At 58.4% G+C, this 24,362-nt stretch carries 23 protein-coding genes; 9 read left to right on the top strand and 14 right to left on the bottom strand.

Features of this window, described 5'->3' with window-relative positions; translation table 11 throughout:
- Nucleotides 1-57 precede the first annotated feature (57 nt).
- On the bottom strand, nt 58-2,040 hold the full coding sequence (gene aegA / locus AS136_RS18950; RefSeq protein WP_048293512.1) for a formate-dependent uric acid utilization protein AegA: 1,983 nt from the start codon (nt 2,038-2,040) through the stop codon (nt 58-60).
- 372 nt (nt 2,041-2,412) lie between these two features.
- Between aegA and acrD the strand changes: the two genes are divergently transcribed.
- Nucleotides 2,413-5,526, top strand: coding sequence for a multidrug efflux RND transporter permease AcrD (acrD, locus tag AS136_RS18945; protein WP_023340604.1), 3,114 nt, complete (start codon nt 2,413-2,415; stop codon nt 5,524-5,526).
- A 127-nt stretch (nt 5,527-5,653) separates the two neighbouring features.
- On the opposite strand, the gene ypfM is transcribed toward acrD, so the two are convergent.
- A complete protein-coding gene (gene ypfM / locus AS136_RS28265) occupies nt 5,654-5,713 on the bottom strand; it encodes a protein YpfM (protein WP_100181659.1) in 60 nt (19 codons plus the stop codon).
- 365 nt (nt 5,714-6,078) lie between these two features.
- On the opposite strand from ypfM, the gene AS136_RS18940 reads away from it, so the two are divergent.
- From AS136_RS18940 to AS136_RS18930, 3 genes are read left to right on the top strand one after another with little or no spacing between them, the layout of a single operon-like run.
- A complete protein-coding gene (locus AS136_RS18940; RefSeq protein ID WP_008803838.1) occupies nt 6,079-6,432 on the top strand; it encodes an ArsC family reductase in 354 nt (117 codons plus the stop codon).
- Between the two features lie 3 nt (nt 6,433-6,435).
- A complete protein-coding gene (gene dapE / locus AS136_RS18935; RefSeq protein ID WP_012540914.1) occupies nt 6,436-7,563 on the top strand; it encodes a succinyl-diaminopimelate desuccinylase in 1,128 nt (375 codons plus the stop codon).
- Between the two features lie 26 nt (nt 7,564-7,589).
- Complete coding sequence (locus AS136_RS18930) at nt 7,590-7,793, top strand: YpfN family protein (protein ID WP_002913768.1); 204 nt, start codon at nt 7,590-7,592, stop codon at nt 7,791-7,793.
- A gap of 48 nt (nt 7,794-7,841) precedes the next feature.
- Here AS136_RS18930 and ypfH read toward each other — a convergent pair whose 3' ends face one another.
- The 6 genes from ypfH to dapA form a co-directional block, all read right to left on the bottom strand.
- A complete protein-coding gene (ypfH, locus tag AS136_RS18925) occupies nt 7,842-8,537 on the bottom strand; it encodes an esterase (protein ID WP_008803836.1) in 696 nt (231 codons plus the stop codon).
- Between the two features lie 76 nt (nt 8,538-8,613).
- The gene (locus AS136_RS18920; RefSeq protein ID WP_063266903.1) at nt 8,614-10,617 is read right to left on the bottom strand and encodes a tRNA(Met) cytidine acetyltransferase TmcA; all 2,004 of its coding nucleotides are present in this window, start codon (nt 10,615-10,617) and stop codon (nt 8,614-8,616) included.
- Between the two features lie 9 nt (nt 10,618-10,626).
- A complete protein-coding gene (gene ypfJ, locus AS136_RS18915) occupies nt 10,627-11,502 on the bottom strand; it encodes a KPN_02809 family neutral zinc metallopeptidase (protein ID WP_004201945.1) in 876 nt (291 codons plus the stop codon).
- 119 nt (nt 11,503-11,621) lie between these two features.
- The gene (purC, locus tag AS136_RS18910; protein WP_023323091.1) at nt 11,622-12,335 is read right to left on the bottom strand and encodes a phosphoribosylaminoimidazolesuccinocarboxamide synthase; all 714 of its coding nucleotides are present in this window, start codon (nt 12,333-12,335) and stop codon (nt 11,622-11,624) included.
- A 228-nt stretch (nt 12,336-12,563) separates the two neighbouring features.
- Nucleotides 12,564-13,598, bottom strand: a complete 1,035-nt coding sequence (bamC, locus tag AS136_RS18905) for an outer membrane protein assembly factor BamC (protein WP_008803834.1) — start codon at nt 13,596-13,598, stop codon at nt 12,564-12,566.
- Between the two features lie 16 nt (nt 13,599-13,614).
- Entirely contained in the window at nt 13,615-14,493 is an 879-nt protein-coding gene (gene dapA, locus AS136_RS18900) for a 4-hydroxy-tetrahydrodipicolinate synthase (RefSeq protein ID WP_002913803.1), read from the bottom strand.
- Nucleotides 14,494-14,646: 153 nt separating this feature from the next.
- Between dapA and AS136_RS18895 the strand changes: the two genes are divergently transcribed.
- Together AS136_RS18895 and bcp are read left to right on the top strand one after the other, a co-directional pair.
- Complete coding sequence (locus AS136_RS18895; RefSeq protein WP_002913804.1) at nt 14,647-15,213, top strand: glycine cleavage system transcriptional repressor; 567 nt, start codon at nt 14,647-14,649, stop codon at nt 15,211-15,213.
- A 3-nt stretch (nt 15,214-15,216) separates the two neighbouring features.
- Nucleotides 15,217-15,687, top strand: a complete 471-nt coding sequence (gene bcp / locus AS136_RS18890) for a thioredoxin-dependent thiol peroxidase (protein WP_008803833.1) — start codon at nt 15,217-15,219, stop codon at nt 15,685-15,687.
- Between the two features lie 60 nt (nt 15,688-15,747).
- Here the strand turns inward: bcp and AS136_RS18885 are convergent, their stop codons facing one another.
- Together AS136_RS18885 and AS136_RS28785 are read right to left on the bottom strand one after the other, a co-directional pair.
- Nucleotides 15,748-16,812, bottom strand: coding sequence for an AI-2E family transporter (locus AS136_RS18885; RefSeq protein ID WP_008803832.1), 1,065 nt, complete (start codon nt 16,810-16,812; stop codon nt 15,748-15,750).
- Nucleotides 16,813-16,866: 54 nt separating this feature from the next.
- Nucleotides 16,867-16,983, bottom strand: a complete 117-nt coding sequence (locus AS136_RS28785) for a hypothetical protein (protein WP_012540910.1) — start codon at nt 16,981-16,983, stop codon at nt 16,867-16,869.
- A gap of 51 nt (nt 16,984-17,034) precedes the next feature.
- On the opposite strand from AS136_RS28785, the gene bepA reads away from it, so the two are divergent.
- The 3 genes from bepA (at nt 17,035) to AS136_RS18870 (ending at nt 19,907) form a co-directional block, all read left to right on the top strand.
- Complete coding sequence (gene bepA / locus AS136_RS18880; RefSeq protein ID WP_008803831.1) at nt 17,035-18,498, top strand: beta-barrel assembly-enhancing protease; 1,464 nt, start codon at nt 17,035-17,037, stop codon at nt 18,496-18,498.
- A gap of 9 nt (nt 18,499-18,507) precedes the next feature.
- Nucleotides 18,508-18,867, top strand: a complete 360-nt coding sequence (gene arsC, locus AS136_RS18875; RefSeq protein WP_008803830.1) for an arsenate reductase (glutaredoxin) — start codon at nt 18,508-18,510, stop codon at nt 18,865-18,867.
- Between the two features lie 128 nt (nt 18,868-18,995).
- Entirely contained in the window at nt 18,996-19,907 is a 912-nt protein-coding gene (locus AS136_RS18870; protein WP_012540909.1) for an Rpn family recombination-promoting nuclease/putative transposase, read from the top strand.
- Here the strand turns inward: AS136_RS18870 and AS136_RS18865 are convergent.
- The 4 genes from AS136_RS18865 to AS136_RS18850 form a co-directional block, all read right to left on the bottom strand.
- Nucleotides 19,904-20,605: a DnaA inactivator Hda gene (locus AS136_RS18865; protein ID WP_020947395.1), complete on the bottom strand. Its 702-nt coding sequence runs from the start codon at nt 20,603-20,605 to the stop codon at nt 19,904-19,906. The genes AS136_RS18870 and AS136_RS18865 overlap by 4 nt on opposite strands.
- Before the next feature lie 98 nt (nt 20,606-20,703).
- Nucleotides 20,704-21,990 carry a uracil permease gene (gene uraA, locus AS136_RS18860; protein ID WP_012540908.1) on the bottom strand — a complete coding sequence of 429 codons (1,287 nt, stop codon included), beginning with the start codon at nt 21,988-21,990 and terminating at the stop codon, nt 20,704-20,706.
- 86 nt (nt 21,991-22,076) lie between these two features.
- Nucleotides 22,077-22,703: a uracil phosphoribosyltransferase gene (upp, locus tag AS136_RS18855; RefSeq protein ID WP_004201927.1), complete on the bottom strand. Its 627-nt coding sequence runs from the start codon at nt 22,701-22,703 to the stop codon at nt 22,077-22,079.
- A gap of 217 nt (nt 22,704-22,920) precedes the next feature.
- Nucleotides 22,921-24,354 (bottom strand): 6-phospho-beta-glucosidase, encoded by a 1,434-nt coding sequence (locus AS136_RS18850; protein ID WP_023340606.1) that lies wholly within the window; start codon nt 24,352-24,354, stop codon nt 22,921-22,923.
- Between the last annotated feature and the right edge of the window lie 8 nt (nt 24,355-24,362).

The following is a 24,362-nucleotide window of genomic DNA, read 5'->3' as shown; positions in this document are numbered from 1 at the left end:
CCGACCCCACAGCGTAAAAGGACGCCCTCATACTACGCTGCGGGGCCGGGTTTGTCGTCAGTGAAGCGGCGTCGTTTTCAGCGCCAGATAATCCAGGATCCCCTGCGCCGCGTGACGGCCTTCCGCCATCGCCGTCACTACAAGGTCTGCGCCGCGCACGGCATCGCCGCCGGCAAAGATCTTCTCCTGACTGGTCTGGTAACGGTAACGGCTCTCGACGCCGGCTTTGATGCGCCCCTGACTGTCCAGCGCCACGCCCGCCGCTTCCAGCCAGGGCATGCGGTGCGGGTGGAAGCCAAAGGCCATGATCACCGCATCCGCCGGCATAACAAACTCACTGCCGGGGATCGGCGTCGGGCGGCGTCTTCCTCCCGCGTCCGGGGCGCCCAGTTCGGTGCGCAGAAAACGTACCCCATTCACCCGCCCGCTTTCGTCCAGCTCCAGGGTCACCGGCTGGACGTTAAACTCAAAGACCGCCCCCTCTTCGCGGGCGTTTTTGACCTCTTTTTTCGAGCCCGGCATGTTGGCTTCATCCCGCCGATAGGCGCAGGTCACCTGGCGGGCGCCGTGACGCAGCGCGGTGCGCACGCAGTCCATCGCTGTATCGCCGCCGCCCAGCACGACGACGTTCAGCCCGGCGGTGTTGATATAAGGCTCCTGAGCCGATGCCGCCAGCCCCATTACCTGTTTGGTGTTGGCGATAAGAAACGGCAGCGCATCGTAGACGCCGGGGGCCTCTTCGTTCGGCAGCCCCGCCTTCATGGAGCGATAAGTTCCGGCGCCGACGAACACCGCGTCATAGTCGGCCAGCAGCGTCGCCATGGGGATATCTTTCCCCACCTCGCAATTGAGCTCAAAGCGGATACCCATCTCGCTGAAAATGGCCCGCCGCCGGGCCAGCAGCGATTTATCCAGCTTGAACGCCGGGATGCCGAAGGTCAGCAGACCGCCAATCTCCGGATGACGGTCAAAAACCACCGGCTGGACGCCGTGACGCACCAGCACATCGGCGCAGGCCAGCCCGGCCGGCCCGGCGCCGATAATCGCCACCCGCTTACCGCTCGGCTTAACCTGCGAGAGGTCCGGACGCCAGCCGCTGGCCAGCGCCTGGTCGGAAATATAGCGCTCAATGTTGCCGATGGTGACTGCGCCGCTTTCATCGCGCAGGGTGCAGGCACCTTCACACAGCCGGTCCTGGGGGCAGACGCGACCGGTGATCTCCGGCAGGCAGTTGGTCTGATGGGAAAGCGCGACCGCGGCGGCGATATCCCCCGCCTTAACCAGCTCGACCCACTGCGGGATATGGTTATGCAGCGGGCAGGTCCATTCGCAAATACTGTGTTCCCCACACGTGAGGCAGCGGGCGGCCTGCTGCTGCGCCTGCGCCGGGGTGAACGGCTGATAGATCTCCTCAAAGTGGCTCTTACGCGCCTCCGCCGCCAGCTTATCCGGCTCCCCGCGCGGCGGCGTCATCGCCATTTGCCTGACCTTCGCGCCAACATTGGGCTGGCTGCAGGTCGGCGTACCGCGCTGCCACGGCTGCACCTCCTGGCATGCCGAGCGCAGTCGCCGCTGCTTCGCCAGCGCGGTCAACGTCTCATCGTCGGCGAGGGTCAGTGCCTGCGCGGGACAGTTTTCCACACAGGCCGGTCCCGCCTCGCGGCCCTGGCACAGATCGCATTTCTGCGCGCTGGCCTTTACCAGGCCCGCAGCCTGCGGCGTCACCACCACCTGCATCACCCCGAACGGGCAGGCCACCATGCAGGATTTACAGCCAATGCATTTCTCCTGACTGACCTGAACGCTGTCGCCGGACTGGGCAATGGCGTCGTTGGGGCAACTGCGGACGCAGGGGGCGTCTTCACAGTGGCGGCAGGTGATAGCGTTACGCTGGCCCGCCGCTTTGATGACGGTGATACGAGGTAAAAAGCGCTGCGGGGTCAGCACGTGTTGCTCCTCGTTATGCGCCATTACGCAGGCCACTTCGCAGGCCTGGCAGCCGATACATTTTCGACTATCGCTCAAAATAAAGTGGTTCATGGCTTCCTTTTGTCTTTTTGGTGAATAACCCCTCAATGCGCATGACTATTTATTACCCGACAAGACGGCGCCGGAACAATGTCCAAATGCCCAGGATAAACTTTTTCTGGAGAGAATCCGTTTTGGATCAATTTTTTTGACTTAAATGAAATGAGGTTTCACACCGGCAAGAGATAATGCGCCTCTCTGAGGCTGCAAAGCAGGCTCACTGCCTGCTGGCAGGAAAGTTCGAGGTTTCTTTACGATACGGCAAAAGCAACATGATAAATTACACTATCTCCTTAATTTCTCCACGATTGCCGGAGGCGCTGGCGCTAAAGTGGCACAGGCTGTGCAATAACAAAAAAATGTGCATATGAGGTCTTCATTCTGATGGCGAATTTCTTTATCGATCGCCCCATTTTTGCGTGGGTGCTGGCAATCCTGTTATGTCTGACGGGCACCCTTGCCATTTTGTCGCTTCCCGTTGAACAGTATCCCGACCTCGCCCCGCCGAACGTGCGGATCACCGCCAACTATCCCGGCGCCTCCGCGCAAACCCTGGAGAATACCGTCACCCAGGTTATCGAACAGAATATGACCGGCCTCGATAACCTGATGTATATGTCCTCCCAGAGCAGCGCCACTGGCCAGGCGACGATCACCCTCAGCTTCACCGCCGGTACCGACCCGGACGAAGCCGTGCAGCAGGTTCAGAACCAGCTGCAGTCGGCGATGCGTAAACTGCCGCAGGCAGTGCAAAACCAGGGGGTGACGGTGCGCAAAACCGGCGACACCAATATCCTGACCCTCGCCTTCGTCTCCACCGACGGCAGCATGGATAAACAAGATATTGCCGACTACGTCGCCAGTAACATTCAGGACCCGCTCAGCCGCGTCAACGGCGTGGGGGATATCGACGCCTACGGCTCGCAATACTCAATGCGCATCTGGCTCGACCCGGCGAAGCTCAATAGCTACCAGCTGACCACCAAGGATGTGACCGACGCCATCAGTTCGCAGAACGCCCAGATTGCCGTCGGCCAGCTTGGCGGGACGCCTTCGGTCGATAAGCAGGCGCTGAACGCCACCATCAACTCGCAATCTCTGCTACAAACCCCGGAGCAGTTCCGCAATATCACCCTGCGCGTCAATCAGGATGGTTCAGAGGTGACGCTGGGCGATGTCGCCACCGTCGAGATGGGGGCGGAGAAGTACGACTACCTCAGCCGCTACAACCGGCAGGCCGCTTCGGGCCTGGGAATTAAGCTTGCTTCCGGCGCCAACGAAATGGCCACGGCGGAGCGCGTGATCAATCGCCTCAATGAGCTGTCGCAGTATTTTCCTCACGGTCTGGAATATAAAGTCGCCTACGAGACGACCTCCTTCGTAAAGGCCTCCATCACTGATGTGGTCAAAACGCTGCTGGAGGCGATCCTGCTGGTCTTCCTCGTGATGTATCTGTTCCTGCAGAACTTCCGCGCCACCCTGATCCCGACCATCGCCGTGCCGGTGGTGCTGATGGGCACCTTTGCGGTGCTGTATGCCTGTGGCTACAGCATCAACACCCTGACGATGTTCGCGATGGTGCTGGCGATCGGCCTGCTGGTGGATGACGCCATCGTGGTGGTGGAGAACGTCGAGCGCATCATGAGCGAGGAGGGCCTGTCGCCACGCGAGGCGACCCGCAAATCGATGGGACAAATTCAGGGCGCGCTGGTGGGGATCGCCATGGTGCTGTCGGCGGTGTTTGTGCCAATGGCCTTCTTCGGCGGCACCACCGGGGCCATCTATCGCCAGTTCTCAATCACTATCGTCGCGGCGATGGTCCTCTCGGTGCTGGTGGCCATGATCCTCACTCCGGCCCTTTGCGCCACGCTGCTCAAGCCGGTTAAGCCAGGTGAATCCCATGAAAGAAAAGGCTTCTTCGGCTGGTTCAACCGCACCTTCAACCGCAGCGCCAGCCGCTACGAAACCTTTGTCGGCAAAATTCTTCACCGCTCGCTGCGCTGGATGCTGATCTACGTCGTCCTGCTCGGCGGGATGGTGTTCCTGTTCCTGCATCTGCCCACCTCGTTCCTGCCGCTGGAAGATCGCGGGATGTTCACCACCTCGGTCCAGTTGCCGAGCGGCAGCACCCAGCAGCAGACGCTGAAGGTGGTGCAGAAGGCGGAAGATTACTTCCTCAATAACGAGAAGCAGAACGTCGAGTCGGTGTTCGCTACCGTTGGCTCCGGCCCCGGCGGCAACGGGCAGAACGTGGCCCGCATGTTTGTGCGTCTCAAAGACTGGGACCAGCGCGACCCGGAAACCGGCTCCTCCTTTGCCATTATTGAACGCGCCACCAAAGCGTTTAATCAGATCAACGAAGCGCGGGTCATCGCCAGCAGCCCGCCGGCCATCAGCGGCCTCGGCAGTTCGGCAGGCTTCGATATGGAGCTTGAGGATCACGCCGGTAAGGGGCACGATGCGCTGATGGCGGCACGCGATACGCTGCTTGAGCTGGCCGGCAAAAACCCGCTGTTGACCCGGGTCCGCCATAACGGGCTCGACGACAGTCCGCAGCTGCAGGTCGATATCGATCAGCGTAAAGCGCAGGCGCTGGGCGTCTCCATTGACGACATCAACGATACGCTGCAAACCGCGTGGGGGTCGAGCTACGTCAACGACTTTATGGATCGCGGCCGGGTGAAGAAAGTCTACGTCCAGGCAGCGGCGAAATACCGGATGCTGCCAGACGATATCAATCTCTGGTATGTCCGCAACAGCAGCGGCACGATGGTGCCGTTCTCGGCCTTCGCCACCTCACGCTGGGAGACCGGCTCGCCGCGGCTGGAACGCTACAATGGCTACTCGGCGGTGGAGATCGTTGGTGAGGCGGCGCCGGGTATCAGTACCGGCACCGCGATGGACATGATGGAGAAGCTGGCCGCGCAGTTGCCAACCGGCTTTGGCCTCGAATGGACCGCCATGTCCTACCAGGAACGCCTCTCTGGCGCTCAGGCGCCGGCACTGTACGCGATTTCGCTGCTGGTGGTGTTCCTGTGCCTGGCGGCGCTGTACGAGAGCTGGTCGGTGCCGTTCTCGGTGATGCTGGTGGTCCCGCTCGGGGTGATTGGCGCCCTGCTGGCGACCTGGATGCGTGGCCTGGAAAATGACGTTTATTTCCAGGTGGGCCTGTTGACGGTGATCGGCCTGTCGGCGAAAAACGCCATTCTGATCGTTGAGTTCGCCAACGAGCTGAACGAGAAAGGCCAGGATCTGCTCAGCGCCACGCTGTCGGCCTGCCGTCAGCGTCTGCGCCCCATCCTGATGACCTCGCTGGCGTTTATCTTCGGCGTGCTGCCGATGGCGACCAGCACCGGTGCCGGCTCCGGCAGCCAGCATGCGGTCGGTACCGGGGTGATGGGCGGGATGATCTCTGCTACCGTACTGGCCATCTTTTTCGTGCCGCTGTTCTTTGTGCTGGTACGCCGTCGCTTTCCGCTGAAGGAGCGTCCGCAATAAGCCGTAGGGCGTTGGCGGCGAGCCTTAATAACAGAAAAGGCGACCCTTAAGGTCGCCTTCTTTATGTGTTCAGAACGATGACGCGCTTATTTACTTCGCGTTATTCCCCTGTTCACATTGCGGAAATTTATTTACGAAGCATGCCTTCAATAAAATCTTTCCAGTTCCCCAGTTCATGTTCAATCATAATAGCCTCTCTTATTATTATGGTCGATTCTATATAACTTCATTGCTGATGGGAAGTTGGGCTCCCCTATTGCTCTGATTGTCTTGTGGACGTCTGACAGAGATAAAACCTCTGGTTGCCGCCACTATGCCGTTTCGTATGTAAAAATTATGTGACGCAGAGCACTCTCAGGCAACATTTTCGCAATATTGTTAATAGCCTCACATCACTTCCGCGAATGAGCAAAATTTCACCACGCCGTCAATTGAATGAGATACCCGGTAAAAAGTTATATTTATTCATCTGAATCACGTATTATTTCAGTAAGACTTATATATTCGGAAATATCTGAGTTAACCGCTTAATTGAATGTGAAAGGTTTATCTATGCTCACCATGTACGGAATTAAAAACTGCGATACCATTAAAAAAGCCCGTCGCTGGCTGGAAGCGCATCAGATTGCGTATCAGTTTCATGACTACCGCGCCGATGGCCTTGACCGCGCGCAACTGGATACCTTTATTGCCGAACTGGGCTGGCAGGCGCTGCTGAACACCCGCGGCACCACCTGGCGCAAACTCGACGAGTCGCTGCGCAACAGCATCGATAATGCCGACGCCGCCGCCGCATTGATGCTGGAAATGCCGGCGATTATCAAACGCCCATTGCTCTGTGCGCCCGGTCGTCCTATGCTGCTGGGTTTTAGTGAAGCAAGTTATCAGCAGTTTAACGAGGTATAGTCTATGTCTTGCCCGGTCATTGAGCTGGCTCAGCAGCTTATTCGCCGCCCTTCCCTTAGCCCCGATGATGCGGGATGCCAGGCGTTAATGATTGAACGCCTGCGTGCGATCGGCTTTACCGTTGAACCGATGGATTTCGGCGATACACAGAATTTCTGGGCCTGGCGCGGCCACGGCGAGACGCTGGCCTTCGCCGGCCACACCGACGTGGTCCCGGCAGGCGACGCCGACCGCTGGATCAACCCCCCGTTCGAACCGACCATCCGCGACGGGATGCTGTTCGGCCGCGGCGCAGCTGATATGAAAGGCTCGCTGGCAGCGATGGTGGTGGCGGCGGAACGTTTTGTCGCGCAGTACCCGAATCATCGCGGCAGACTGGCGTTTTTGATCACCTCCGATGAAGAGGCCAGCGCCAAAAACGGCACCGTCAAAGTAGTGGAAACGCTGATGGCGCGTAACGAACGTCTGGATTACTGTCTGGTCGGCGAACCCTCCAGTACCGAAGTGGTCGGCGATGTGGTGAAAAATGGTCGCCGCGGCTCGCTGACCTGCAACCTGACCATTCACGGCGTGCAGGGCCATGTTGCCTATCCGCACCTTGCCGATAACCCTGTCCATCGCGCGGCGCCGATGCTGGCGGAGCTGGTCAATATCGAGTGGGATAAAGGCAATGAATTTTTCCCGCCAACCAGCATGCAGATCGCCAACGTACAGTCCGGTACCGGTAGCAACAACGTGATCCCCGGCGATATGTTCGTCCAGTTCAACTTCCGCTTCAGTACGGAACTGACGGACGAGATGATCAAAGCCCGCGTGGTCTCCCTGCTGGAAAAATACCAGCTGCGTTACAGCGTGGAGTGGTGGCTCTCCGGCCAGCCGTTCCTCACCGGGCGCGGTAAACTGGTGGATGCGGTGGTGAGCGCAATTGAGCACTATAATGAGATCAAACCGCAGCTGTTGACCAACGGCGGCACCTCTGACGGTCGGTTTATCGCCCGCATGGGGGCGCAGGTGGTTGAGCTGGGCCCCGTGAACGCAACCATTCACAAAATTAATGAATGTGTGAACGCCGCCGACCTGCAGCTGCTGGCACGGATGTATCAACGCGTAATGGAACAGCTGGTCGCCTGACGAATTGACGTAAAGAGGAAGCGCGCATGGAATGGCTTATTAAACACTGGTGGATTCTGGTTCTGGTCTTTTTGGTGGGGGTGATTATCAACGTGATCAAAGATCTGAACCGCGTTGACCACAAAAAATTCCTTAACAACAAACCCGATCTGCCGCCGCACCGCGATTTTAACGATAAATGGGACGATGACGACGACTGGCCGAAGCACGACCAGTCGAAGAAACCGTAAGTTTGCCTTTATCGCGGTACTGCCCGCCTGTAACCCCGTCCGCCGGGGTTACAGCATTTCGATGATATCGTCCCCTTTTGGCGTACTGCCGCTCAGCGCCTCATCAAAATAGTGCTTCGGCACGGTATAACGCAGACGCTCGATGGCAAACTGCATGCTGCGATCGTCAATGGCATGCCCCAGATCGTCAACAATATCTAAGGTCACGTCGCCGCCCGCCTGCTGTAATGCCTCCTGAGCCGACACCGCCCACGCCAGGTCGATAACCCGATCTTCCCCCCCGTGGATCAGGTGAATGGTGGTGGCCGTCGTTGCCGTCATCGGCAGCGTCGCGTAGCGGCCATTAAAGGCGATCACTCTTGAAGCCAGATCTGGCGCCGCTTTGATACTCTCCAGCGACATAATCGCCCCCTGAGAGAAACCGATCAGCGCGGTGGCCAGTGGACTGACGCCGCTTTTCTCCTGCCAGTAGCGCACAATGTCAATGAAGGTCGGCATAATGGCATCGATGCGCTGCTGACGATTCTCTTCCGTCACTCCCTGCACCGAAAACCACTGCCGACCGTTGGGACCGCAAGGTTCGACCCCGCCGATGCTGACAATTAGCGCATCGGGAAACTGCGGCGCGAACCAGCTGCCGATTTGCCCCATAGAGACCGGGTTATCACCCACACCATGAAACAGCAGCAACAGCTGTTGCGCAGGCGTCGCAGGGCTTTGAACAATAAAATGATCGTGTTTCATGGCTGTCTCCTTAGTGTATGCCGGCAGTTTACGCCGCTCGCCAGATATGACCATGCCATTTAACTGAATGAGTTAGTTAAAATAATTGCAGATGCGCCACCTGCTGACGCAGCGCCTCAGCACGCGCTGCATCGAGGAAGCGCAAGGCGTCAGCGGCCTCAACACGCCATCTCGCCAGCAGGGCTTTACGCCCCGTCAGCCGCAGCGCAGCACACAGCGCGGCTTCCTCTTCCCCCTGCAGACGTCCGCGCAGAGCCGGCAACGGCATGTCGGCCTGCATCAGCAGGCGGTTGAGGCAGCCCAGCGCCGCGGCCAGCGGGCGATGGGCGAAAGCAAAGCTCGCCGCTTCCAGCCAGTCCTCATCACTAAGCATAGCGTCTGCGACGGCCGGCAGCGGCGCGGATTCGTCCCGCCACGGGCGAAGCCAATATTCATCCCGCAGCAGCCGCTGCGCCTCCCGCTGCGCGAGCTGGTGCCCCGCCGCAGTCAGCGGGAACAGAGCCATCGCGGTATAGCAGCCGCTGCTGGCCTCGCGATGGGTTCCCAGCCGCACGAGGATAAACCCGCAGCGTTGCCAGAAGCGCCACAGCTCAGGGGTATAGCCGAAGCTGACGGACAGATAGTCATAGCCTGCGGCATCGGCGGCGATACTGGCGATCATCTTCTGCCCGAGACCATCGCGCTGACGGGCAGGATGGACAGCGATCCGACTGACCCGCAGCCCGGACAGCGTCGCCGCCAGGGGACTGCCGCCATGCGCCGCCAGCGACTGGGCGACCAGATTCCCGCGCGGCCGGCGAAACCCTGCCCACACCGCCCGGCTAAGTTCGGGAGAAAGTCCCCCCTCGGCCACCAGCCACAGCGCGCCCGCCACCGCGCCGCTGGCGCGAGCGCAGCGAAAAGCCTGGCCGGGGGCATCCATCATGCGCCGCAGATCGAGCGGGGAAGTCCGGTAGTGCGCCCCGGACAATAGCTGGTACATCGCCTCCGGTAGCGCTGGCTGCGATTGCCAGCAGGACTGATTAACCGCTTCCAGCACCACCTCCCCCGTCGGCGCGTCGCGAAATGCCTCATCGTTAAAGATCAGCAACTGACGGATGGCTGACTCCAGCGGACAGCCCGCCGCCCAGCGGATCGGGGCGCTCAGGCTGAATGACTGCAGACGGGGCAGGCTGGCGCAAAATTTCAGCAGGAATCCGCGACCGGTGCCTTCATAACCCTGCACCGTCGTGGTGAGTAGCGTGCGGGGAAAACGGCTCACCAGCTGCCGGAGAAGCGGAGCCGGGATCGACGCGGCCTCATCGACAATCAGCCAGGCCGCCGTTTCTTGCGACGCCAACAGCGCATCGGGCGCCATAAAGCGGAACGCCTCGCCGGCAAAGCTCGCCAGCACCTCGACGGCGCTACGCGTTGGGGCGGTGACGATGGCCTCGCCCCCAAGCTGGCGCAGCAGCATGCCCGCGAGAGCGGATTTCCCTCGCCCGCGCTCTGCGGTCACCGCCGCGATACCGGGCGGCAGCCGCAACAGTTGCTCAAGGATTAGCGCCTGCTCGGCCTGGGGGTGGCCATCGGCGGGATGCCAGTCAGGGCGGGGGGCGGCCAGCGGGGACCGCGGCCGGTCCGACTGCTGCCAGAGCAGCACCTCCGGATCGGCGATAAACTGCCGGCAGCAGCGGTGAACAAAGTTGGGGGTAACGATAGGGTCGGGAGTATCGCTCCAGCGCAGGGAGTCCTCATCCGCCCGGGTCGGCCAGTCGGCGAAGGGGGGCGTCAGCAGCACCAGCCAGCTTCCCGCCCGCAGCGTACCGCTCAGGGCCGCCAGGGCCGCCACGTCACACCCGCGCCGGGCATCGAAAAAGGCGTGCATCACTTCCCGACCCAGCAGCGTCTTGAGGGCGCCAGGCGCCACGCAGGGCGCAGAAACCGGATCGGAGCCTACCCACAGACCATCGCCGCCGAGCCGCTCCCGTAGCGCCTGCGCCTGCTGCAGCGTCCAGGCCTCATCGCCGCTGAGCACCAGCAGGCGACGGATCCCCTCCCGCGCCATCTGCGCGGTGAGGTCAAGCAGCGCGTCCATCATCGGTGGCGATTACAGCGCGCTGCCGAAGGTGTTGCACTGCGCCGGATCGCCGCTGTCGAAACCGCGTTTGAACCAGGTGTAGCGCTGTTTTGACGTGCCGTGGGTAAAGCTGTCCGGTACCACGCGCCCCTGGCTCTGCTGCTGCAGACGGTCGTCGCCGATGGCTTCGGCAGCGTTCAGCGCCTCCTGCAGATCGCCGGTTTCCAGAATATCCTGCTGCTGCATATTATGGCCCCAGACGCCGGCGAAGCAGTCCGCCTGCAGCTCCATCTTCACCGACAGACGGTTGGCTTCGGCCTCGGTGGCATGCTGCTGTTGCTGGCGAACTTTCGGCTCAATGCCCAGCAGTTTTTGCACGTGGTGGCCCACCTCATGAGCAATGACGTACCCCTGAGCAAAGTCGCCGTCGGCGCCCAGTTTATTTTTCATCTCATCGTAGAAGGACAGGTCGATATAGACCGTGCTGTCGGCAGGACAGTAGAACGGCCCCATCACCGACTGACCGGTGCCGCAGCCGGTACGTGTCGCGCCGCGGTAGAGCACCAGTTTTGGCTGGGGGTACTGGCGGCCCATCTTTTCAAAGATCGGTCCCCAGGTATCTTCGGTGGTGGCCAGAATGACGGAAGTAAACTTCGCCGCTTCATCGTCTTTCGGACTGATGGAGCGCTGCGTGGAGGTCTGCTGCTGCGGCATCGGCTCCCCGGTCAGCATGCCGGTCAAATCCACGCCGTAGTAGCCCGCCACCAGCACAATAATCAGCAGTACAATACCGCCCTTCCCGCTCGGCAGACGGAAGCCGCCGCCCCCGCCGCCGCCAAACGGCGAGCCTGATTGACCACGTCGATCTTCAACATTGTCGCTTTCGCGACGCCCTTGCCAGCGCATAAGCACCTCATTCCCTGTTATGTATCAATAGCAGAGATCGTAGGCGGTTCAGCGCAGGATTACCACAGGAAACAGCAAGAGACGCCAGAAGATGAGGCCATCTTCTGGCGGCGAGCGGGTTAGTCGAGCTTAACGCCCAGGCGGTGAGCCACTTCTTCGTAGGCTTCGATCAGGCCGCCCAGGCTCTGGCGGAAGCGGTCTTTGTCCATTTTATCGAGGGTATTTTTATCCCACAGGCGGCTGCCGTCCGGCGAAAACTCGTCGCCCAGCACCACTTCGTCTTTGAACAGACCAAACTCCAGCTTAAAGTCCACCAGAATCAGACCGGCGTCATCGAACAGCTTTTTCAGCACGTCGTTGGCTTTGTAGGTCAGCTCGCGCATCCGCGCCAGATTCTCTTTGCTCACCCAGCCGAAGGTTTCGCAGTAGGAGTCGTTGACCATCGGATCGTGCATAGCATCGTTTTTCAGGAACAGGTCGAACAGCGGCGGGTTCAGCTCGATACCTTCTTCAATGCCTAAACGTTTTACCAGCGAGCCTGCCGCACGGTTACGCACCACGCACTCTACCGGCACCATATCCAGTTTTTTCACCAGACATTCGGTATCGGAAAGCAGCGCTTCCATCTGGGTAGGGATGCCCGCTTCTGCCAGTTTGCTCATAATGAAATGGTTGAACTTGTTATTCACCATGCCTTTACGATCGAACTGCTCGATGCGCGCGCCATCACCTGCTGACGTATCGTTACGGAATTCCAGTACCAGCAGGTCCGGATTATCGGTGCTGTATACTGTCTTCGCCTTACCACGATACAACTCAGCTTGCTTTTTCATCTTTCACTACTCCAGTGATATTGAGCCTAAAAATACGTTTCCACCTATACACAAAATCATTCAAAGTGCATCGAGGCGGCAACTGAGCGAATCCCCAGGAGCTTACAAAAGTAAGTGACTGGGGTGAACGAAGGCGGCCAACAAAGAGGCAATTTGAAGGATGATGTGTATACGCACACGTTTGCGTCACTATATATTAAAAGGGCCGGATTGCTCCAGCCCTTTTGATTACTTGTTAAATGCGGCCTGGAATACGGCTACCAGGGCGTCATTTTGCGACTGCGTCAGGGTGTGACCTTTCGGGTCGATGAACTGCAGGCTACTGCGGTTATCGAGGTCACCGACCTGCAGTTTGTAGTCACCGGAGGCCAGCTGCGGGTCACGTGCGCCCAGCTCCTGCCAGCTGCTGTCAGACAGCGGCTTGTAGGTCAGCGCCATGCTGCCCTGAGAGCGCGTGCTGTCGGTCACTTTCATTCCCACTTTTTCGAGGGCGCCCGGCAGACGTTGCCACACCATGTTAAACGGCGCGCGAACGACAAGCATCGGCAGGCCGGTGTCATCGGCAGCGCTCTGCACGTCGAAGGTGGCGCCAGCACTACGCTGGGCCGCGTTCTGGGCGCTGGTGGCGCTCGCATCAAGGCCTTCAGAAATGACGTTCAGCATGGCGGTGCTGTAGCGCTGCAGTGACGCCGGATCGGCAACCGGTTTACCCGCCTGCTCCAGATTCACCAGCTTAACGACCACCGCTTGCTGATAGCCCTGCGGTTTGACGGAGATTTGATAACGACCGCGATACTGCTGATCTTCATCAAGGCGGTTCCACTCAACCCAGTCGGTGTTCAGCGTCTGGCTCGCATCATCGCGTTTCGCGATAACGTAGTTCTTCGACTGAAGGATACTGGTGACCTGCGCCCACAGCGAGCCGCTGCGGCCGTTCTCAACCATCAGCGTCGCGGTATCGCCATTAAACTGGGTCCGCGCACCGCTGACCAACGCCAGCGGCTGCGCTGGCGGGCGAATGTCCAGCGCTTTGCCCACCGCGCCGGTGCTGTTGGCCACCGGAATGTTGTAATCGCCCACCTGAATCGGCAGGATCATCCCCGCCGGCGCGTGAAGTTCGCTCAACGGTGACGCCTGTAAATAGGCCTCATCACCGCTCACCTGACGCTTATAGCGCGAGTCGGAACTACAGGCCGCGAGGAGTAGAACCAGCGAAACACCCGCAACCTTCGCCAGGCGCGACTTCTGTACTGAGTAAGCCATCAAATCTCCCTAAACTTTACAGCAAACCGGCATGCTTCAGCGCAGCGGTGACGGCTTCACGACCATGGTCGGTGATGGGCGTCATCGGCAAGCGCAGCGTATCGGTCGCCACAAGACCCAACGCCTTGCATCCCCATTTCACCGGGATAGGATTGGGTTCGACAAATAATTTTGTATGCAGTGGCATCAGACGCTGATTAATCGCACGCGCTTCGGCAAATTGACCCGCCAGCGCCAGACGGCACATGTCGGCCATTTCGCGCGCCGCCACGTTGGCAGTGACGGAAATCACGCCCACGCCGCCGAGCTGCATGAAGTCCATACCGGTCGCATCGTCACCGCTCAGCAGAATAAAGTCGTCTGAAACCAGCTCTTTGATCTGGTGAACGCGACTTAAGTTCCCTGTAGCTTCCTTAATACCGACAATATTTTTAATTTCCGCCAGACGGCCAACGGTTTCCGGCAGCATATCGCAACCGGTACGGGACGGCACATTATACAGAATTTGCGGCAGGTCAGTATGTTCAGCGATAGCTTTAAAGTGCTGGAACAGGCCTTCCTGGGTCGGGCGGTTATAATAAGGAGTGACCGTCAGGCAGCCGACAACACCGCTATCGTTAAAACGTTTGGTCAGGCTAATCGCCTCTGCGGTTGCATTGGCTCCCGTGCCAGCGATAACTGGAATACGCCCGTCGGCCAGTTCCAGCGTCATCATCACGACGTCGCCATGCTCTTCATGGCTCAGCGTTGCGGATTCACCGGTAGTCCCTACCGAAACGATCGCCGAGGTTCCGTTGGCGACATGGTAATCAATCAGTTTTTTCAGGCTTGTCCGGCAGACATTACCGTTTTCATCCATCGGCGTGACAAGCGCTACAATACTTCCCGTGAACATGGGCCATCCTCAGAGCAGAAGTGCGACAAGATTCTCAATGTTACGTTTGGAGCTGCAATAAAAGCAAGAGACCCGACGCCATCAGGGATGTTGTATGGCGGTTTTTTTTATGCTTTCCTAATGTTACCTCACCTTTTTAAAGGAAGAACAGGTTTGACAGCCTCATTACAACACTATCTGGTTATTACCGCCCTGGGGGCTGACCGTCCCGGTATCGTGAATACGATCACTCGCCACGTCAGCAGCTGCGGTTGTAATATCGAAGACAGCCGGCTGGCCATGCTCGGTGATGAGTTTACGTTTATCATGCTGCTTTCCGGGTCGTGGAATGCGATTAACCTGATCGAATCAACCCTGCCGCTGAAAGGTGCGGAGCTGGAATTGTTGATCGTGATGAAACGCACCACTGCGCGCCCGCCGCAGGCCATGCCAAACACCGTTTGGGTCCAGGTTGAGGTGCCGGACTCACCGCATATCATCGAGCGCTTCACTGCCCTGTGCGATACCTGGAATATGAATATTGCGGAACTGGTGTCCCGCACTCAGCCGGGAGACGGCGATTCCGCGCAGCTTTTTATCCAGATAACTGCCCACAGTCCTGCGACGCAAAATGCAGCAAATATCGAACAAGCGTTCAAAGCCCTATGTACAGAACTGAACGCACAAGGCAGTATTAACATCGTTAATTATTCACAGCATGATGAACAGGATGGAGTTTAACCCATGACCCCACTGAAAGCCGGTGATATCGCACCGAAATTTAGCTTACCGGACCAGGACGGCGAGGAAGTAAATTTAACCGACTTCCAGGGACAACGTGTCCTGGTTTATTTTTACCCGAAAGCCATGACCCCGGGCTGCACCGTCCAGGCGTGCGGCTTGCGCGATAATATGGACGACCTGAAGAAAGCCGGTGTAGAAGTGCTGGGCATCAGCACCGATAAACCGGAAAAGCTCTCCCGTTTCGCCGAGAAAGAGCTGCTGAACTTCACGCTGCTGTCTGATGAAAACCATCAGGTTTGCGAGCAGTTTGGCGTCTGGGGCGAAAAATCCTTCATGGGGAAAACCTACGACGGTATTCACCGTATTAGTTTCCTCGTCGATGCCGATGGCAAAATCGAACACGTCTTTGATGACTTCAAGACCAGCAATCACCACGACGTGGTGCTGAACTGGCTGAAAGAAAACGCCTGATGCAGAGCAAGACGCCGGGGGAGGAGATCCTCACCCGGCGTCTTTTTTATCCCGAACACGTCAGTCGTCGTCAACCACCAGGCCATCCGGCCAGGCATGCACTACCGCTTTAATCAGCGTGGCCAGCGGAATGGCGAAGAAGACGCCCCAGAACCCCCACAACCCGCCAAAGATCACCACCGACAGGATAATCACCAGCGGGTGTAAATTGACCGCTTCCGAGAACAGCACCGGGACCAGCAGGTTGCCGTCCAGCCCCTGAATAATCAGATAGACCGCGAACAGGCTCCAGAACTCGGTGCCAGCGCCAAACTGAAACAGCGCCACCCCCACCACCGGAATGGTCACCACAAACGCGCCGATATAGGGGATCAGCACCGAGAAGCCCACCAGCACCGCCAGCAGCAGCGAGTAGTTGAGGCCAAAGAGAATAAAGCCGATCCAGGTGGCGACGCTGACGACAATCATCTCCAGCACCTTGCCGCGAATGTAGTTGGTGATCTGCTGATTCATCTCCTTCCATACCTGTCCGGCAAGGCCACGATTACGCGGCAGTACGCGGCGCACCGCGTTGAGCATCTGCTCTTTATCCTTCAACAGGAAGAAGACCATCAGCGGCACCAGCACCAAATAGACCGCCAGGGTAAGCAGCCCCACCAGCGAGGCCAGAGAGTACTTCACAACCGAGTCGCCCACCGTCAACATCCGATTGCGCATATTTTCCGCCATCGCATCGATAATGCCGGCATCCATTAACGCCGGATAGCGCCGCGGCAGCGTGGCGGCGAAATCAGAGAGCTTATTTAGCATGCCCGGCATATCGCGGATGAGGTAGATCCCCTGCTGCCAGGCCACCGGCAGCACCACAAAGGCCAGCAATAGCAGGATGCCCACAAAGAGGATCAGCACCAGCGAGGTCGCCCAGGTGCGCGACAGGCCAATCCGTTCCAGACGAACCGTCGGCCACTCCAGCAGATAGGCCAGTACGATAGCCACCAGTAACGGCGCTAACAGACCGCTGAAAAAGAACATGATGCCGAAACCGGCAAGCAAAATAACCAGCAGCGCTATCGCCTCAGGGTCGCTGAATCGACGGCGGTACCACTGCATTAACATCTCAAGCATAAAACCTTCCCTGAAGGGCCAAGCGGCGACAATCCGGGGAATTGTATCGAAATGTCACAAAAAAGACTTCGCTTTTTGATGCGCCGCAGACAAACCGTTCTCCGCCGTGAAGATCATATTTTCAAGGCGGCCAACGCCAGCTAAACTCGCTGGGATGCGGCCAGGGAACATTGCGTCGCACAATCGGTCAAACTGGCACACCCACATTACAGGACAGAGGTTATGTTCAGGCAGTTGAAGAAAACGCTGGTGGCGACCGTCATCGCCTCGCTGACGCTGGGTTCGATAGGCCCTGCTTTTGCTGACTCCGCAGATACGCTGCCGGACATGGGGACCTCTGCAGGAAGCACGCTGTCGATTGGTCAGGAAATGCAGATGGGGGATTACTATGTGCGCCAGCTGCGCGGCAGTGCGCCGCTGATTAACGATCCGCTGCTGGTACAATATATCAACGGGCTGGGCATGCGTCTGGTGGCACATGCCAACTCAGTGCGCACCCCGTTCCATTTCTATTTGATTAATAACGACCAAATCAACGCCTTCGCCTTCTTTGGCGGCAACGTGGTCCTCCACTCCGCCCTGTTCCGCTACTCTGATAATGAGAGCGAACTGGCATCTGTCATGGCGCACGAAATTTCCCACGTCACGCAGCGGCATCTCGCCCGCGCGATGGAAGATCAGAAGCGCAATGCGCCGCTGACCTGGGTCGGTGCCCTGGGTTCGATTCTGCTGGCGATGGCCAGCCCGCAGGCCGGGATGGCGGCGCTGACCGGGACGCTGGCCGGTACCCAACAGGGCATGATCAGCTTCACCCGCCAGAACGAAGAAGAGGCCGACCGGATTGGCATTCAGGTTCTGCAACGCTCGGGATTCGACCCACAGGCTATGCCGATGTTTATGGGTAAACTGCTTGACGAGTCGCGCTACTCGACGCGACCGCCGGAAATGCTGCTCACCCACCCCCTGCCGGAAAGCCGACTGGCCGATGCCCGTAACCGCGCCAACCAGATGCGCCCGGTGGTGGTACAGTCCTCAGCGGACTTCTATCTGGCGAAGGCGCGTACCCTCGGGATGTACACCAACGGCGACAACAAGCTGGGCACCGATCTGCTGAACGCCTGGGATAAGGGCAATATTCGCCAACAGCATGCCGCCCAGTATGGTCGCGCTCTGCTGGCGATGGAAAGCAACAACTTTGACCAGGCACGCAAAACGCTGCAGCCGCTGCTCAGCGCCGACCCGCAAAATGCCTGGTATCTCGACCTGGCCACGGATATCGACCTCGGGCAGAAGAAAACCAGCGACGCCATCAATCGCCTTAAAAACGCCCGCGAGCTGCGCACCAATCCGGTACTGCAGCTGAACCTGGCCAACGCCTTGCTGCAGGGCGGACAGCCCGGGGAAGCGGCGACCATTTTGAACCGGTATACCTTTACCAATAAAGAGGATGGCAACGGCTGGGATCTGCTGGCCCAGGCGGAAGGTGCGCTGGGCAATCGCGACCAGGAGCTGGCGGCGCGGGCAGAAAGCATGGCGCTCGTCGGTCAGCTGGAACAGGCGATTTCCCTGCTCAGCAGCGCCAGCTCGCAGGTGAAACTTGGTAGCCTGCAGCAGGCGCGTTACGATGCCCGTATCGACCAGCTACGCGATCTGCAGGCCCGCTTCCGCCCCTATCAAAAAATGTAAGGAGACCCCATGACCGACGCGGTAACAATTTACCATAACCCACGCTGCTCGAAGAGCCGCGAAACGCTGAGCCTGCTGCAGAGCCGCGGCATCGATCCACAGGTGGTGCTTTATCTCGACACACCGCCGGATGCCGATACGCTGCGTGAGCTGCTGCAGCTGCTGGGTATGGAGAGCCCCCGCGAGCTCATGCGCCAGAAGGAGGATCTGTACAAATCGCTCAATCTTGCCGACCAGGCGCTTAGCGACGCGGCGCTGATTCAGGCGATGGTCGACAATCCTAAGCTCATTGAACGCCCTATCGTCGTCAGCCGCGGCCAGGCGCGTATTGGCCGCCCGCCGGAGCAGGTCCTTGAGATCGTAAGCTAACCCACCTGCGCCGCGCTTTCGCGGCGCTTTTTTTTACGTGGCCGATTCCAGATCTTCCACGCCAATCCCTCCCGCCCGCCGGACGATGCTACTGTTCATCTATCGCTCAATCCACTGGACGGATGAACATGAAAAAACCGACCTCCACGCCCCATGACGCGGTGTTTAAAACCTACCTCTCCCATCCCGATACCGCCCGCGATTTCCTGCAACTGTATCTGCCCGAAACGCTGCTTAAAGTATGCGATCTGCGTACGCTGCATCTCGAGTCGGGGCATTTTGTCGAAGACGATCTGCGCCCCTTTTATGCCGACATTTTGTATTCCCTGAAAACCACGGCGGGAGACGGTTATATTTATGCGCTTATCGAACACCAGAGCACGCCCGACCGGCATATGGCCTTTCGTCTGATGCGCTATGCCATCGCCGCCATGCAGCGTCATCTCGATGCCGGTCACGATCAACTACCGCTGGTGATCCCTGTCCTCTTCTACCACGGTCTGGCCAGCCCCTACCCATACTCTCTACGCTGGCTCGATGAATTCGCCGCCCCGGAACTGGCCAACCGTCTTTATCACGAAGCGTTTCCGCTGGCGGACATTACCGTCATTCCGGATGACGACATTGCCACCCACCAGCGCATGGCAACGCTGGAGTTACTGCAAAAACATATTCGACAACGCGATCTGGCGCAGCTCCTCGACAAGCTGAGCGAATTATTATTGACTGGACTGGCGACACAATCGCAGGTACAAGCCCTGATGCACTATCTGGTGCAGGCAGGCAATACGCGCGAGCCGATCAAGTTCATACGCGAACTGGCGTTACGTACGCCGCAGCATAAGGAGACGTTGATGACGATTGCGGAATATCTCGAGCAACAGGGACTGGAGCGGGGACTGGCGCAGGGGCGACAGGAAGGCCGGAAAGAAGAGGCACAGCGTATCGCCGCCGCCATGCTACACAGTGGCCTGGCGCGCGATCTGGTCGCTCATCTGACCGGACTGACGGAGCAGGAGCTGGCCCCACTGGCGGACTAGAGCTTAAGGATCTCTTTCACGAAGGGGATCGTCAGCTTGCGCTGGGCGGTAATCGAGGCGTGATCCAGCTGATCGAGGGTCATAAACAGCGAGCGCATCTCGCGATCCAGCCGCTTCAGCAGGAAGCGGCACACGTCTTCCGGCATCTCGAAGCCGCGCAGTCTGGCGCGTAGCTGCAGCGCCTGCAGTTTGTCTTCATCCGACAGCGGCTGCAGCTTATAGATCTGCCCCCAGTCCAGCCGTGAGGCGAGGTCCGGCAGACCAAGATTCAGCTGCCGCGGCGGCCGATCGCCGGTGATCAGCAGTCGGGTTTTGCCTGATTCCAGGATCCGGTTGTAGAGATTAAAGATGGCCATTTCCCAGGGCTCATCCCCGGCGACGCATTCAATATTATCAATGCAGACCAGCGCCAGCTGTTCCATCCCCTCCAGTACCTCGGGCACAAACCACGTCCGTTTATCCAGCGGCACGTAGCCCACCGCATCCCCGCGCTGGGAAAGCTCGGCGCAGGCGGCGTGTAACAGGTGGCTGCGACCTGCCCCTTCACGTGACCAGATATAAATGTACCCGCTGTGTTCCTGGCGCAGTACGTTCTGGAGGGCAGCAAGTAGGGAAGGATTATCACCCGGCCAGAAACTTGCGAAGGTTTCGTCGTCAGGAAGATACAGTGGCAAAGAGAGCTGTGCCGGTGCGTTCAGATGGACCTCAACATAGGCTTACAGAAAAACGCGGAGAGTTTACCACAGATTTAGGTCAGGAGAGAACCGGGCGGGATCGCCGCCCGGTCAGGAGATCGTTATTTAACCTCTTCGCTATCCGCCGCGTCGAGGACCACCTCTTCCGGACGCAGGACGCTGATAAGCTTGAAAATCAGGCTCAGCGCGATGCCCACGATGGTCGCCAGCGCCATCCCTTTCAGCTCGGCGGCGCCAATGTGTACTTTAGCGCCGCTGACGCCGATGATCAGGATCACGGAGGTGAGGATCAGATTCTGCGCTTTACTGTAATCCACCTTCGATTCAATCAGTACGCGGATCCCCGAGGCGCCGATCACCCCGTACAGCAGCAGCGAAACGCCCCCCATCACCGGTACCGGAATGATCTGGATAGCCGCCGCCAGTTTGCCGACGCAGGAGAGCAGAATCGCAATGATCGCCGCGCCGCCAATAACCCAGGTACTGTAAACCCGGGTAATCGCCATCACGCCGATATTTTCACCGTAGGTGGTGTTGGGCGTCGAACCAAAGAAGCCGGAGATGATCGTCGACAGGCCGTTGGCAAACATCGAACGATGCAGACCCGGGTCGCGGATCAGATCGCGCTTAACGATATTGGCGGTCACCACCAGGTGCCCGACGTGCTCAGCAATCACCACCAGCGCGGCGGGCAGAATGGTGAAGATAGCAAACCACTCAAAGCGCGGCGTGTAGAAGGTCGGCAGCGCGAACCAGTGCGCCTCGGCGATCGGGGTGGTATCGACCACCCCCATCACAAACGACAACGCATAGCCCACCAGCACGCCAATCAGGATTGGAATAATCGCCAGGAAGCCGCGGAACAGCACAGAACCAAATACCGTCACCGCCAGCGTTACCATCGAAATAATAATGGTTTTGCTGTCGGGGGCTTGACCGTCGGCTGGCAGCAGCCCGGCCATATTAGCCGCCACACCCGCCAGTTCGAGGCCGATAACCGCCACGATGGCGCCCATCGCCGCCGGCGGGAACATCACATCCAGCCAGCCGGTACCGGCTTTTTTGACAATAAAGGAGACGAGGCAGAACAGCACGCCGCACATAATAAAACCACCCAACGCCACTTCGTAGCCCAGCGGCAACAGCAGCAGTACTGGAGAAATAAAGGCGAAACTCGATCCCAGATACGCCGGGATTTTGCCTTTACAGATAAAGAGGTACAACAGCGTACCAATACCGTTGAACAGCAGGACGGTGGCCGGGTTGATGTGGAACAGGATTGGCACCAGCACCGTTGCGCCAAACATAGCAAACAGGTGCTGCAAACTAAGCGGGATAGTCTGTAAAAGCGGCGGTCTTTCACTCACCCCGATAGCACGGCGCGTCATAGTGTTTTCCTCTGAGATGGTTAGTTATGTGTGTTTTATTCAAAAAAAAGCCGACTTTCAAAGTCGGCTTATTTATCGTTATTCGATTATTTCGTACCAAAGATCTTGTCGCCGGCATCGCCGAGACCGGGAATGATATACCCGTGTTCATTCAGTCCCTTATCGACAGAGGCGGTGTACAGCTCAACGTCCGGGTGCGCTTTCTCCAGCGCGGCAATCCCTTCCGGCGCCGCCACCAGTACCAGCACCTTGATGCTGGTGCAGCCGGCGTTTTTCAGCAGATCGATAGTGGCGATCATCGACCCACCGGTGGCCAGCATCGGGTCAACCACCAGCGCCATACGCTCATCAATGTTGGACACCAGCTTCTGGAAGTAAGGTACCGGCTCGAGAGTCTCTTCATTACGATAGATACCCACCACGCTGATACGCGCGCTGGGGACGTGCTCCAGTACCCCTTCCATCATGCCAAGGCCTGCGCGGAGGATAGGCACAACGGTAATTTTCTTGCCCTTGATCTGCTCAACTTCCACCGGGCCATTCCAGCCTTCGATGGTCACTTTCTCGGTCGCCAGATCGGCGGTGGCTTCATAAGTCAGTAAGCTGCCCACTTCTGAGGCGAGTTCACGGAAGCGTTTGGTGCTGATGTCGTGCTCGCGCATCAGGCCCAGCTTGTGTTTGACGAGTGGGTGTTTGACTTCCACAATCTTCATTCTCTTTCTCCTCTGAGGGGCGGCCACAAAAAAAATCGCGGGATTATACCGCTTTTTGCGGATTGTGCCATACCCATCTTGCTTGACGTATATCAAGCAAAGTGATTTAGAGACAAAAAAACCGGAGGCAAGGCTCCGGCTTGGGTGCGGGGTGCAGTCCATACGCTTACGCGGGCCTACGTGTATTGTAGGTCGGTTAAGCGTTAGCGCCACCCGACTACGACAGGTTCTCCCCGTTGCTGGCAATCACCTGTTGATACCAGGCAAAGGACTTTTTCCGGCTGCGAGCCAGCGAGCCATTGCCTTCATTATCTTTATCGACATAAATGAAGCCGTAGCGTTTTTTCATTTCCCCTGTGCCGGCGGAAACCAGATCGATACAGCCCCACGGGGTGTAGCCCATCAGATCAACGCCATCCTCGACCACCGCCTTTTTCATCTCCGCGATATGGGCGGAGAGATAATCGATACGATACTGGTCATTGACGCTGCCGTCCGCTTCACGGACATCGATCGCGCCAAAACCATTTTCGACAATAAACAGCGGCAACTGGTAGTGATCCCAGAACCAGTTCAGCGAATAGCGCAGGCCAACCGGGTCAATCTGCCAGCCCCAGTCCGACTTTTTGACGTACGGGTTGGAGACCAGGCTGGTAGTTTCATCATAGTCGAGCAAGGGATTATCTTCGGTGGCTTTGGTGGCGAACGACATATAGTAGCTAAAGCCAATGTAGTCGACACAGCCCTCAGTTAACGCCTGACGATCGGCTTCGGTGATATCCAGGGTAAAGCCGCGGCGGGCAAAATAGTTGAGCAGATGCTGCGGATAGCGGCCGCGCACGTGGACGTCGGTAAACCAGTAACGGCGGTGCATGGCGTTCATCGCCATCATCATATCGTCCGGGGCGCAGGTCAGCGGATAGATGGGGCACATAGCGATCATGCAGCCAATCTGCAGTGCAGGGTTGATCTCGCGCGCCGCTTTCACCGCCAGGGCGCTGGCCACCAGCTCATAGTGCGCGGCCTGGTACATCACCGGTTCCCGGTCTTCATCCGGCAAATATTTCAAACCGGAGTTGGTGAAGGGGGCAAAGTCCTCATGGAAGTTGGCCTGGTTGTTGATCTCGTTAAAGGTCATCCAGTACTTCACTTTATGTTGATAGCGGGTGAAGACGACCCTGGCAAAGCGCACGAAAAAGTCGATCAGCTTCCGGTTGCGCCAGCCGCCATACTCGGTGACCAGGTGATAAGGCATTTCAAAATGCGACAGCGTAATCACGGGCTCAATGCCGTGCTTCAGGCATTCGTCGAACAGATCATCGTAAAACTGCAGGCCAGCCTCGTTGGGCTCCAGCTCATCGCCCTGCGGGAAAATACGCGTCCAGGCAATCGAGGTGCGAAAACATTTGAAGCCCATCTCGGCAAACAGCGCCAGGTCCTCCGGATAACGATGATAAAAATCGATCGCCTCATGGTTCGGGTAGTTTTTCCCCGCCACCACGCCGTCGGTAATTTCACGCGGCACGCCGTGGGCGCCGGCGGTCATCACATCCGCCACGCTGATCCCCTTGCCGCCCTCCTGCCAGCCGCCCTCTAACTGATGCGCGGCGACCGCGCCGCCCCACAGAAAACCTGCTTTAAATCCGGACATAGTCTCTC

Origin of the sequence: Klebsiella sp. D5A, from assembly GCF_001620885.1 — a bacterium.
Classification (GTDB): domain Bacteria; phylum Pseudomonadota; class Gammaproteobacteria; order Enterobacterales; family Enterobacteriaceae; genus Klebsiella; species Klebsiella variicola.
This window is presented reverse-complemented; position numbering and strand designations above follow the sequence as displayed.

Coding starts and splice junctions, on each gene's coding strand:
- aegA (WP_048293512.1), bottom strand. CDS start 2,040: ATGAACCACTTTATTTTGAGCGATAGTCGAAAATGTATCGGCTGCCAG.
- acrD (WP_023340604.1), top strand. CDS start 2,413: ATGGCGAATTTCTTTATCGATCGCCCCATTTTTGCGTGGGTGCTGGCA.
- AS136_RS18940 (WP_008803838.1), top strand. CDS start 6,079: ATGCTCACCATGTACGGAATTAAAAACTGCGATACCATTAAAAAAGCC.
- dapE (WP_012540914.1), top strand. CDS start 6,436: ATGTCTTGCCCGGTCATTGAGCTGGCTCAGCAGCTTATTCGCCGCCCT.
- AS136_RS18930 (WP_002913768.1), top strand. CDS start 7,590: ATGGAATGGCTTATTAAACACTGGTGGATTCTGGTTCTGGTCTTTTTG.
- ypfH (WP_008803836.1), bottom strand. CDS start 8,537: ATGAAACACGATCATTTTATTGTTCAAAGCCCTGCGACGCCTGCGCAA.
- AS136_RS18920 (WP_063266903.1), bottom strand. CDS start 10,617: ATGATGGACGCGCTGCTTGACCTCACCGCGCAGATGGCGCGGGAGGGG.
- ypfJ (WP_004201945.1), bottom strand. CDS start 11,502: ATGCGCTGGCAAGGGCGTCGCGAAAGCGACAATGTTGAAGATCGACGT.
- purC (WP_023323091.1), bottom strand. CDS start 12,335: ATGAAAAAGCAAGCTGAGTTGTATCGTGGTAAGGCGAAGACAGTATAC.
- bamC (WP_008803834.1), bottom strand. CDS start 13,598: ATGGCTTACTCAGTACAGAAGTCGCGCCTGGCGAAGGTTGCGGGTGTT.
- dapA (WP_002913803.1), bottom strand. CDS start 14,493: ATGTTCACGGGAAGTATTGTAGCGCTTGTCACGCCGATGGATGAAAAC.
- bcp (WP_008803833.1), top strand. CDS start 15,217: ATGACCCCACTGAAAGCCGGTGATATCGCACCGAAATTTAGCTTACCG.
- AS136_RS18885 (WP_008803832.1), bottom strand. CDS start 16,812: ATGCTTGAGATGTTAATGCAGTGGTACCGCCGTCGATTCAGCGACCCT.
- AS136_RS28785 (WP_012540910.1), bottom strand. CDS start 16,983: ATGTTCCCTGGCCGCATCCCAGCGAGTTTAGCTGGCGTTGGCCGCCTT.
- bepA (WP_008803831.1), top strand. CDS start 17,035: ATGTTCAGGCAGTTGAAGAAAACGCTGGTGGCGACCGTCATCGCCTCG.
- arsC (WP_008803830.1), top strand. CDS start 18,508: ATGACCGACGCGGTAACAATTTACCATAACCCACGCTGCTCGAAGAGC.
- AS136_RS18870 (WP_012540909.1), top strand. CDS start 18,996: ATGAAAAAACCGACCTCCACGCCCCATGACGCGGTGTTTAAAACCTAC.
- uraA (WP_012540908.1), bottom strand. CDS start 21,990: ATGACGCGCCGTGCTATCGGGGTGAGTGAAAGACCGCCGCTTTTACAG.
- upp (WP_004201927.1), bottom strand. CDS start 22,703: ATGAAGATTGTGGAAGTCAAACACCCACTCGTCAAACACAAGCTGGGC.
- AS136_RS18850 (WP_023340606.1), bottom strand. CDS start 24,354: ATGTCCGGATTTAAAGCAGGTTTTCTGTGGGGCGGCGCGGTCGCCGCG.